Genomic DNA, 10,529 nt, shown 5'->3' on the forward strand with positions numbered 1-10,529 from the left:
GCGATGACGATCCAATTCAACACCGAAACCTTTCGCGACGATTACTCGTTCCGCAATTCGGACTGGGCGATCAAGCGCTTTCCCTTCCCGTTCCACGAAGACAGCTACATGTATTCGGTGAACATGGAGCAGCACCGGGGCGGCCCGGCGGGCTCGGTCTATGAAAAGCGGTTCGACGTGGACGAGCATTACGTCTCGGAAATGGCCGACCGTGCCATCGTGCTGGCCGATGATCCGCTGCGCTGCCAGTCGCTGCCGCATATGACGCTGGCGGGCTGGGACACGCTGGAACTGATCATGGTCTGCAAATCCGAGGATTACCCGGACCTGTTCGAGCTGCACCGCGACGGCGACCGCTGGCGCTGGATCAACAAGCCGATGGGGATCGACCACACCTTCACCTTCCTCGATGAAACCACGCTGCCCTGTGGGCCGCTGGAATACATCACCCGGCAGGCGCAGGGCGATTACGCGGTGCTCGATCAGCGCGGCGACATGCTGTACATGGACGCGGGCATGGTGACGACACAGGCGGACTGGAGCCTGGATTTCGACATCGGCATGGATTTCTTCGAATGGCACGCGCCGGTGCCGCTGGCCCATGAGATGGGGATTTTCAAGCGGGCGCTGAAATTCCTGCTCAACGTCCAGCAGGGCGCGCCGGCACGGCGGCTGAACTGGACCATGACGGTCAACCCGTTGCTCGATACCAGCCCCGAGAACTATCACAAATGGGGGGTGCAGAAGACCACGCTGACGCCCGAGAATATCGGCGCCAAACAGCATCTCAGGGTCGAGTTGCAGACCTTTTACCGGCTGCCGCGCTCAAACGCGCTGTTGTTCCCGATCCGCTGCTATCTGATCGCGTTCCAGGATCTGGTGAGCGTGCCGAAATGGGGCCGCCGCCTGCACCGGGTGGTGCGCGACCTGCCCGAGGAGCTGGCCACCTACAAGGGGTTCATCGCCAACCGTCCGATGATGCTGGACTATCTCAGCCGGTATGACGACGGGCTGCCGACCTCGCCGGGGATCTGGCCCGATCTGGACAGCGAACCGCCGTTGCAGACGTAACGCGCAAGACAGGGCCGGGGTGGGCGATTGCCGCGCCCCGGTTCAGGCGGCTCAGCCCTTTTTCTGCTGCGGATAGCAGATCACCGACAGATAGCGCGTCGGCAATTCCACCAGACGTTCCGGCCCATGCGGCGCATCTGCGTCAAAGAACAGGGTATCGCCCGGCTCCAGCGGATAGATCTCGCTGCCATGCAGGTAGTCGACCTTGCCTTCGAGCATGTAGATCATCTCGATCCCGTCATGCTGAAAGGTCTTGAACGTGTCCGATTCCGTGCTGAGCGTGATCAGATAGGGTTCGACGATGACACCGCTGGAATTTGACCCGATATGGCCAAGCAGGCTGTATTGATGCCCGGCCCGAGTGCCCGCGCGCTCGATCTCCAGGCCCTGGCCCGCCTTGGTATGGATCGCCTCGCGCTTTTCCTCGTAGCCCTTGAAGAACGCGGTCAGCGGCACCGACAGCGCATTGGCCAGGGTCTGCAGCGTGGTCAGCGAGGGCGAGGTGTTGCCGTTTTCGATCTTGGACAGCATCCCGATCGACAGGTCTGTCAGTTTCGACAGTTCGGCCACGGTGATGCCCTGCTGCTTGCGAAAGGCGCGGACCTCGCGGCCGATGGCGACCTCGAGAACCTTCTCGCGTTCCTCGCGAACGCTATGGGGATCTTGCAAAAGCTGTGTCATGCGGAGATCCTTTGCAGCATCCATGGGGTTTCCTCAAGCTCTTCCTGCATTGCGTGGTCGTCAGATCAACTTCAAGCTTAGCCGGTATTCACCACATTGCATAATTTTTTCTCTCCAATAAAATTCCTGATGCGGAATGACAAGTCAAAGGATCGCCCCGAATGACCACGCGTATCGGGTTTCTGCTGTTTCCGGGCTTTCCCATGGCCTGCCTGACCTCGATCATCGAGCCGCTGCGCGCGGCCAACGAGATCTCGATGTCGGACAGTTTCGCCTGGCGGCTGGTATCGGAACTGCCCCGCAAGGTGGTGTCGAGCGCGGGTATCACATTCGAACCCGACGCCAGCCTGGAAACGGTCTCGGCGCTTGACTATCTGGTGCTGCTGTCGGCGCCGGTGGCCCGGTTCGAGAACCCGCGCACCGCCTCGCTGTTGCGCCGGATCGAACGGCACGGCACCGTGCTGGGCGCGATCAGCGGTGGGGTCTTTCCGCTGGTGCGCAGCGGCGTGGTGCGCGACGAGCGCCTGTCGGTGCATTGGTGTTACGAGGCCGCCTTTGCCGCCGAGTTCCCCGAGATTCAGCGCAGCAACGAGGTGATCGAAATCTCGCCGCGCCTGCTGACCGCCTCGGGGGCGGCGGCGGCCTTCGATCTGGCGCTCAGCCTGATCGAGGCGGCACTGGGGGCCAATGTGGCCAACGAGGTCGCCTGTTGGTTCCAGCACCCGATCATGCGCAAGGCGGGGGTGAAACAGGCGCTGCCGATCCATCAGGCGGCCGATGCCGAGGGCGAGATGTCGCCGCTGGTGGCGCGCGCCATCGAGATATTCGCCGAAAACCTGACCACGCCCGCCAGCATCGCGGCGATCGCCGAGCGGTTGCACATCACCCCCCGGCATCTGGAGCGCTGTTTCAAACAGGCCACCGGCCAGAACCCGACCGGCTATTTCCGCCACCTGCGGATGCAGGCGGCGCGTCAGATCGTCATGTATACCAATGACAGCATTGCCGAGGTGGCGACGGCGGTGGGCTATGCCAATGCCAAACCACTGGTGCGCCACTATCGCGACACCTTTGGTCTGACCCCGCAGCAGGACCGCAAGCGGATCAATCTCTATAGGGTCGAGGGCAACCTGCCGGTGCCCTCGGTCTGATCAGAACGCGGCGCGCATCGCCACCACCAGCGCGTGATGCAGCGAGCCCGCGGCCGAGCGTGGCCCCAGCACCGTGATGTGATCGGGGGCGCGACACAGCAGGAAACAGCCCAGATGGTCGATCGCGCTGCGCACCGCCTCGCCACCGGCAAAGGCGCGGGTATTGGCGGGGCAGAGCCGTTCGAACACATCCGCCAGCCGCTCGCCGGTCAGGTCGAAGCGGCACCAGGCATCGGTCTGCTCGGTGACGCTGGCCGCGCCATTGGCGCGGGCGGCCAGCTGGGCGGCCAGATCCTCATGTGTGCTCAGCGGCGCCTCGATCATCCATTGATCGGGCCCCATCCAGAAGGCGCCGGGCGTGCCGGGGCACAGCCGGGCCGGGGCGGGGGGGGCGGCGCCCAGCACCTCGGTCAGCAGGGTTGTCGTCTCGGCCTCGCGGCCCAGCCGCGCCGCGACCGAGGCCAGCGCCGTTTCGGTCACTTCTCTCAGGGTTACCGGCCCATGGCCCTCGACCACCGGGTCGGCGGCGCCCAGCGGCGTTATCGGGTTAAGATCATGCACGCAGACGCTCTCCTTCTGGATCGACGAAATGGGCGCTCACCACCTCGACCTCGTGGTCGAGCCCGGTCAGCGGGCTGACAAGGCGAACGATCTCGCCCTTGCGGCTGTCGCCGGATTTCAGGAAGCCGATGCCGATGTGGCAGCCCAGGCTGGGCGAGTAGCAGGCCGAAGTGACATAGCCCTGGTCATGGGCGGCATCGACCGGGTCGCCCCGGGTCATCAGATGCGACCCGGCGGGCACCTTGTCCTGCGGGTTCACCGGGCGGAACCCGACCAGCTTCAGCGCATCCGCCTCGTTCAGACCCTCGCGTTCGGACAGGGTCGAGCCGATCGCGTCCTTCTTCTTGGACACCATCCGCCCCATCCCAAGGTTGAGCGCGGTGGTGGTACCGTTCAGCTCGTTGCCGGCGGCATGGCCTTTCTCGATCCGCATCACCCCCAGCGCCTCGGTGCCATAGGCGACCACGTCGAATTCCGCGCCCGCCTGCATCATCCGCCGGATCAGCGCGTCGCCATAGCGGGTTGGAACCGCGATCTCATAGGCCAGCTCGCCCGAGAACGAGATGCGGAACAGCCGCGCCCGCAGCCCGCCGCAAACCGTGATCTCGGCGCAGGCCATGAAGGGGAAGCCCTCGTTCGAGAGGTCATGCGCCGGATCGACGATCTTTTGCAGCAGCTTGCGCGCATTGGGTCCGGCCACGGCAAACTGCGCCCAGGCCTCGGTGGTCGAGATCAGCTGCACATCCATGTCCGGGAACAGGCATTGGCGCACGAATTCCATGTGACGATAGACCGGCACCGCATTGGCGGTGGTGGTGGTCACCACGAAATGATCCTCGGCCAGGCGTGCGGCGGTGCCGTCATCCATGGCGATGCCATCCTCGCGCAGCATCAGGCCATAGCGGGTGCGCCCCACCGCCAGCTTGGCGAAAGCGTTGCAATAGACCTTGTTCAGGAACTCGGCCGCATCGGCACCCTGCACGTCGATCTTGCCCAGCGTGGTGACATCGCAGATGCCGACCGACTTGCGGGTCTGGGTGACCTCGCGGTCGACGCTCTGGCGCCAGTGGGTTTCACCGGGGCGCGGGAACCATTGCGCGCGCAGCCACATGCCGACCTCGACAAAGACCGCGCCCTGTTCCTCGGCCCAGACATGGCTGGGGGTCTTGCGGGTGGGGCGGAAATCCTTGTCGCGCGAGCGGCCCGCAAAGGCGCCCATCGCGGTGGGCGTGTAGGGCGGGCGGAACATGGTGGTGCCGACCTCGGGGATCGACTTGCCGGCCACCTCGGCCATGATCGCAAGACCGGCCATGTTCGAGGTCTTGCCCTGATCGGTCGCCATGCCCAGCGTGGTATAGCGTTTCAGGTGTTCGACCGAGACGAAGTTCTCCTGATGGGCCAGTTTCACATCCTTGGCGGTCACGTCGTTCTGCTGATCGACCCAGGCGCGTTTGGCGCCCTTGACGTGCCAGAAGGGGGTGACGTTGACCGGCGCGTCCTCGGCCTGGGGCAGGGCGGCGGATTTCGCCGTGATCCCCAGATCGGACAGCGCCTGCTGCGCCGCCGCTTGCCCCGAGGCCAGCGCGCCATGGGTGCTGAACACGCCCTGCGCCGCGCCCGCCGGGGTCAGGCCCACGGGAAGGGTGCCCCCTGGAACAAAGGCCGCGATCGCCTGGTCCCAGACCGGGCGCCCGCGCTGGTGGCAGGTCAGGTGCACGTTTGGGTTCCAGCCGCCCGAGACGCCCAGCCCGCCGACGCTGAGCGTGCGGGTGGTGCCGGTGGCCAGCGTCACCTCGACCGTGGTCAGGCCCAGACGCCCTTGGGTATTGGTGACGGTGGCGCCGGGGATGGTCTCGTATCCGGTGGTTTCGGGCGCGTCAGCGCGGGTGTCGATCACCACGGCGCTGACCCCCTGCGCGCTCAGATCCTGCGCGGTGCGATGGCCGTCGTCATTGTTGGTGAACACCGCCACCGCGCGCGCGGGTGTTGCCGCCCAGCGGTTGGCATAGCTGCGCAGGGCCGAGGCCAGCATGATACCGGGGCGGTCGTTGTTCTCGAACACGATCGGGCGTTCGGTGGCCCCGGCGGCCAGGATGGCGCGGCGCGAATAGACCCGCCACAGGATCTGGCGGGGCTTGCCCGGCAGCGGCTGGGGCAGGTGGTCGCTGACCCGCTCGACCACGCCATAGATACCGTGGTCAAAGGCGCCGATCACCGTGCTGCGCGTCATCAGCCGCACATTGGGCATGGCTTGCAGGGCTGCGGCGGTCTCGGCGGCCCAGGCCGCGCCGGATTGATCGCCAAGCGCAAAGGTTTCGGCATTGAGCCGCCCGCCGGGCAGGAAATCCTCGTCCGCCAGAATGACCTGCGCCCCCGATTGCGCGGCTGTCAGCGCGGCGGCCAGCCCGGCCGGGCCGGCGCCGATCACCAGAAGGTCGCAATGCAGGAACCCCTTGTCATAGCTGTCGGGGTCGGGCGCATGGCTGAGCGTGCCCAGCCCCGCCGCCTTGCGGATGATCGGCTCGTACACCTTCTCCCAGAAGGCGGCGGGCCACATGAAGGTCTTGTAATAGAACCCGGCTGCAAAGAAGTTCGACAGCCGGTCGTTGACCGCCATCACGTCCCATTTCAACGAGGGCCAGCGGTTCTGCGAATTGGCGCTCAGCCCGTCGAACAGCTCGGCGGTGGTGGCGCGGGTATTGGGTTCCTTGCGGGCGCCCTCGCGCAGCTCGACGATGGCATTAGGCTCCTCGGAGCCTGCGCTCATCGGGCCGCGCGGGCGGTGATACTTGAACGAGCGCCCCATCAGTCGCACATCGTTGGCCAGCAGGGCCGAGGCCAGCGTATCCCCGGCAAAGCCCTGATACCGGCGCCCGTCGAAGGTGAAATTCAGCGGTTTGCTGCGGTCGATCAGACCGCCGTTCAGACGATTGGGGCCGGTCATCTGGAGCGTCCCTCCTTGCGGGCCACGTCGCGGGCCAGTTCGACGGATCTGATCTCATGCGTGGTGGTGTCGCGGGTCACCACCAGCCACGAGCGGTCGCCCTGTTCGTGAAACCACAGCTCGCGGTGCACGCCCGCCGGGTTGTCGCGCAGATAGCCATAGTCGATGAACTGCTCCAGCGCGTCGGGGGCCTGCCAGTCGGGGCGGCGGATCAGGGCGGCGTCGCCCTTGTAGACGAACTCGCTGCTGTCGCGCGGGCCCAGGATGGGATGGTCGATCAACATGTCCGATGCCCTCTCAATGCAGGTTGGGCTGGTTGCCCATGCCCTTTTCGTCGATCATCCGCCCGCGGGCGAACCGGTCGAACCGATAGGCGGTGGCGGTCTTGTGCGGGCTGTCGGTGGCCAGAAGATGCGCATAGGCAAAGCCCGAGGCAGGCGTCGCCTTGAACCCGCCGTAACACCAGCCGCCGTTGAAATAGAGCCCGCCGATATGGGTGCGGTCGATGATCGGCGAGCCGTCCATCGACATGTCCATGATGCCGCCCCAGCTGCGCAGCAGACGGGCGCGGCCCAGCATCGGAAAGATCGCCATGCCGCCCTCGCAGACATCCTCGATCACCGGCAGGTTGCCGCGCTGGGCATAGGAGTTGTAGCCGTCGATATCGCCGCCGAATACCAGCCCGCCCTTGTCGGACTGGCTGCAATAGAAATGCCCCGCGCCAAAGGTGATCACCCCGGGCAACAGCGGTTTCAGACCCTCGGAGACAAAGGCCTGCAACACATGGCTTTCGATCGGCAGGCGCATGCCCGCCTTTTCCATCAGTCGCGAGGAGGAGCCCGCGACACAGGCCGCCACCTTGCCCGCGCCGATCACCCCGCGCGAGGTTTCGACCCCGGTGCAGGTGCCGTGCTCGATGCGGAAGCCGGTGACCTCGCAATTCTGGATGATGTCGACGCCGTGCCGGTCGGCGGCGCGGGCATAGCCCCAGGCCACCGCGTCGTGGCGCACGGTGCCGCCCCGGTGCTGCGCCAGCCCGCCCTTGATCGGGAACCGGGCATTGTCGACATTCAGGAACGGATAGCGCGCCTTGATCTGTTCGGTGCTCAGCAGGTCGGCGTCGGCACCGTTCAGCATCATCGCGTTGCCCCGGCGGATGAAGGCGTCGCGCTGGGCGTCGGAATGGATCAGGTTGAGGATGCCGCGCTGGCTGACCATCGCGTTATAGTTCAGCTCCTGCTCCAGCCCCTCCCACAGTTTCAGCGAGAACTCGTAGAACGGCTCGTTGCCGTCCAGCAGATAGTTCGAGCGGATGATGGTGGTGTTTCGACCCACATTGCCGCCGCCGATCCAGCCTTTTTCCAGGACCGCGATCCGCGCCTGGCGAAACTCCTTGGCCAGGTAATAGGCGGTGGCCAGCCCATGGCCGCCGCCGCCGATGATGACATAGTCATACTGCGCCTTGGGCGCAGCATCGCGCCAGGCCGGTCCCCAACCGCGGTGACCGGTCAGCGCCTCTTTGATGACCCGTAATCCTGAATAGCTCATCGAATCCGACTCCCTTTGCGCCACATTCGCCGGGAATCGGCCTCGAGTCGCGGGCATGGTCGGACCAGTTGGGGTTCAAATCGGACATCGGCGCAGAAAGTCCCGGGTGTCCGCGGACTCAGTCCTCGCTGTCGAGCACCCGCCGGGCGACGCGGAAACACTCCAGCGCCTGCGGCACGCCGCAATAGATGCCGATCACGTGGATGATGGCGCGGATCTCGTCGCGGCTGACCCCGTTGGTGCGCGCGCCCCGGCAATGGATCTCCCATTCATGCATCTTGCCCAATGCGCCGATCATGGCGAGGTTCATCATCGAGCGGGTCTTGGGCTCGATCACGTCGTCACCCCAGCCAAAACCCCAGCACCAGGCGGTCATTGCCTCCTGGAAAGGGCGGGTGAACTCGTCCGCCGCGGCGAGGTTGCGTTCCACGTATTCCGCGCCAAGCGTGGCCTTGCGCTGTTCCAATCCTTTCAGGAACAGGTCTTCGTCGAATGTGCTCATCTTGTCGCTCTCTCTCGTTCTGGTGGTGGCCGAAATCCGGCGCGGATTTCGGGCCGATGTCTTTTCAAGACATCGGCTCTGCCGCAACCGCCTCGCGCATCCATTTCTGCAGGTGCAGGATGGAATGTTCCGAGTTTACGCCGCAACCGGGGTCGACCACCAGCGGCCCCGGCACATAGCCGCGCGAGCGCAGGCCGCGCTGGACCGATTCCACCAGCCGGATATCCTCCTCGACCGTGGTGGCGCGGTCCTGCACCGCCATGCGGCGCACGGTTTCGTTCTCGGCGCCACCCACCGAATACCAGCCGCGCCAGACCACCACCCGGCCCGCATCCACCGCCCGCCAGTGATAGGTGTTCAACAGGTTGCCCGGATAGACCTGGAACGAGAACATCGGCCACAGAAACCAGCTGGAATAGCGGTCGTTGTTGGGGAACCCGCTGTCGATGTCGTAACTCATCTGCCCCAGATCGTTGCATTCGGTCGTGTGGCGCAGGCAATAGCCCTGCGGCTGGATGTCATAGGTCTCGGGCCGGATCACGCCGGTGGAAAAGGTCGGGTGGTTCAGGCTGCAATGGTAGCATTCGGAATAATTCTCGACCGAGACCTTCCAGTTGCAGTCTTCGGGGATCTCGACCCATTCCAACGGTTTCAGATCGGACCAGTTGGGGACAAAGGCCTCAAGCTCGGCCCGCACGTTCGGGAACCAGTGGTCCATCGGCTGCGCCTCGGGGTCGAGGTTGACGAAGACGAAACCGAGAAAGACCTCGGTCCGTATCTCGCTCAGGCAGATTTGCGCGGCGTCGAAACCGGGCACCGATTTGGCGTTGGGCGCTGCACGCAGGTGGCCGGTCAGCTCGTAGGTCCAGGCGTGATAGGGACAGACCACGACACGGGTCGATCCGGCGCCGCTGACCAGCTGATGCGCCCGATGCTGGCAGACGTTGTAAAAGGTGCGGATCACCCCGTCGCGCCCCTTGATACAGAACAGGCTTTCGTCGCCCAGATCGAAGGCGAGGTAATCGCCCGGGTTTTCCAACTGGCTGGCATGGCAGGCAAATTGCCATGTGCGGGCGAACAGTCCGGCCTGTTCGGCGGCAAAAATCGCCGGATCGGTGTAATAGCGCGCCGCAAGCGAGCGGACGGGTTCGGGCATGAGGGTCACTCCGGCTCTTCGGTATAAAGGCCCAGTTGATGGCGCCGCTGGTGGAAGGTTTCGACGCGGGTGACGATCTCGTCGCTGGCCACGGCGATGACAAAGCTGAGCAGGGTTTCCAGCAGTGCGATGGTCGACACCGACGAGGGAAAGAATTGCGGCGTGTCCACCGCCACGACAAACCCGTGCTGCGCGGCGCGGATGATCGGGCTGGCGGGGCTGTCGGACAGGGCGATCACGGTCAGCTCCTGATCGCGGGCAAGGCGCACCGCCTCGACCACCTCGGCCCGATAGGGGCGGCAGGTCATGGCGATCAACACGTCGCGTTGATCGGCCCAGGCCAGATCGTCCACCGCTGTCGAGCCGGGGCGCGGAATGGCGTGGAAATCGGTCATCCCGGTCGAGGCGAGATAGGTGAAATTGCGCGCATTGGCGTTGTTCACGCCGACGCCCAAGGTAAAGACCTGCCGGCTGGCCCAGATCGCCTCGGCCGCCGTTTTCAGCCGCTCGGCGCCAATGCCGGCAAAGGTTTCCTCGACATTGCGCATCGCCGCCTCGGCCATGTCGGCATAAAGCCCGCCCAGATCGCCTGATTTGCGGATCTCCTGTAACCAGCGCGCGCGCTCGGGAAAGCTGACGCCGCCCTGCCGGATCGCCTCGCGAAAGGGGGCGCGGAAATCCTCGTAGCCGTCAAAGCCCACCTGCCGGGCCATGCGGACAAAGGTGTTGGGCTTCACATTGGCCGCCTCGGCGATTTCGCGCACGGTGGACACGCCCACGTCCTGCGGGTTCTCCAGCACATAGCGCGCGGCCTTCTGCGCCTCGGGCGTCAGAGTGTCCCATTCCTCGGTCAGTTGGCGCAAGACGCGGGATGATACATTTGTGTCATTCATGATTGACAGTGATACATATGTC

At 65.0% G+C, this 10,529-nt stretch carries 10 protein-coding genes; 2 read left to right on the forward strand and 8 right to left on the reverse strand.

Annotated features, from left to right (window positions below):
* The first annotated feature begins 3 nt into the window (after positions 1 to 3).
* A complete protein-coding gene (gene dmmC, locus SPO_RS08050) occupies positions 4 to 1,071 on the forward strand; it encodes a dimethylamine monooxygenase subunit DmmC (RefSeq protein WP_011047319.1) in 1,068 nt (355 codons plus the stop codon).
* 51 nt (positions 1,072 to 1,122) lie between these two features.
* On the opposite strand, the gene SPO_RS08055 is transcribed toward dmmC, so the two are convergent.
* Complete coding sequence (locus tag SPO_RS08055; RefSeq protein WP_193385774.1) at positions 1,123 to 1,752, reverse strand: helix-turn-helix domain-containing protein; 630 nt, start codon at positions 1,750 to 1,752, stop codon at positions 1,123 to 1,125.
* A 161-nt stretch (positions 1,753 to 1,913) separates the two neighbouring features.
* Here SPO_RS08055 and SPO_RS08060 point away from each other — a divergent pair, with 161 nt between their 5' ends.
* Positions 1,914 to 2,903: a GlxA family transcriptional regulator gene (locus SPO_RS08060; RefSeq protein WP_011047321.1), complete on the forward strand. Its 990-nt coding sequence runs from the start codon at positions 1,914 to 1,916 to the stop codon at positions 2,901 to 2,903.
* Here SPO_RS08060 and SPO_RS08065 read toward each other — a convergent pair whose 3' ends face one another.
* From SPO_RS08065 to SPO_RS08095, 7 genes are all read right to left on the reverse strand, one after another.
* Complete coding sequence (locus SPO_RS08065; RefSeq protein WP_011047322.1) at positions 2,904 to 3,464, reverse strand: sarcosine oxidase subunit gamma; 561 nt, start codon at positions 3,462 to 3,464, stop codon at positions 2,904 to 2,906.
* Entirely contained in the window at positions 3,457 to 6,408 is a 2,952-nt protein-coding gene (locus SPO_RS08070) for a sarcosine oxidase subunit alpha family protein (RefSeq protein ID WP_011047323.1), read from the reverse strand. Before SPO_RS08070 ends, SPO_RS08065 begins: the two co-directional genes overlap by 8 nt.
* Entirely contained in the window at positions 6,405 to 6,692 is a 288-nt protein-coding gene (locus SPO_RS08075; protein WP_011047324.1) for a sarcosine oxidase subunit delta, read from the reverse strand. Before SPO_RS08075 ends, SPO_RS08070 begins: the two co-directional genes overlap by 4 nt.
* A gap of 13 nt (positions 6,693 to 6,705) precedes the next feature.
* Positions 6,706 to 7,956, reverse strand: a complete 1,251-nt coding sequence (locus tag SPO_RS08080; protein ID WP_011047325.1) for a sarcosine oxidase subunit beta family protein — start codon at positions 7,954 to 7,956, stop codon at positions 6,706 to 6,708.
* 118 nt (positions 7,957 to 8,074) lie between these two features.
* Complete coding sequence (locus tag SPO_RS08085) at positions 8,075 to 8,458, reverse strand: carboxymuconolactone decarboxylase family protein (RefSeq protein ID WP_011047326.1); 384 nt, start codon at positions 8,456 to 8,458, stop codon at positions 8,075 to 8,077.
* 64 nt (positions 8,459 to 8,522) lie between these two features.
* Positions 8,523 to 9,614: an aromatic ring-hydroxylating oxygenase subunit alpha gene (locus tag SPO_RS08090; protein WP_011047327.1), complete on the reverse strand. Its 1,092-nt coding sequence runs from the start codon at positions 9,612 to 9,614 to the stop codon at positions 8,523 to 8,525.
* A gap of 5 nt (positions 9,615 to 9,619) precedes the next feature.
* Positions 9,620 to 10,507: a MurR/RpiR family transcriptional regulator gene (locus SPO_RS08095; RefSeq protein ID WP_011047328.1), complete on the reverse strand. Its 888-nt coding sequence runs from the start codon at positions 10,505 to 10,507 to the stop codon at positions 9,620 to 9,622.
* Between the last annotated feature and the right edge of the window lie 22 nt (positions 10,508 to 10,529).

It is taken from the genome of Ruegeria pomeroyi DSS-3 (assembly GCF_000011965.2).
Classification (GTDB): Bacteria; Pseudomonadota; Alphaproteobacteria; order Rhodobacterales; family Rhodobacteraceae; genus Ruegeria_B; species Ruegeria_B pomeroyi.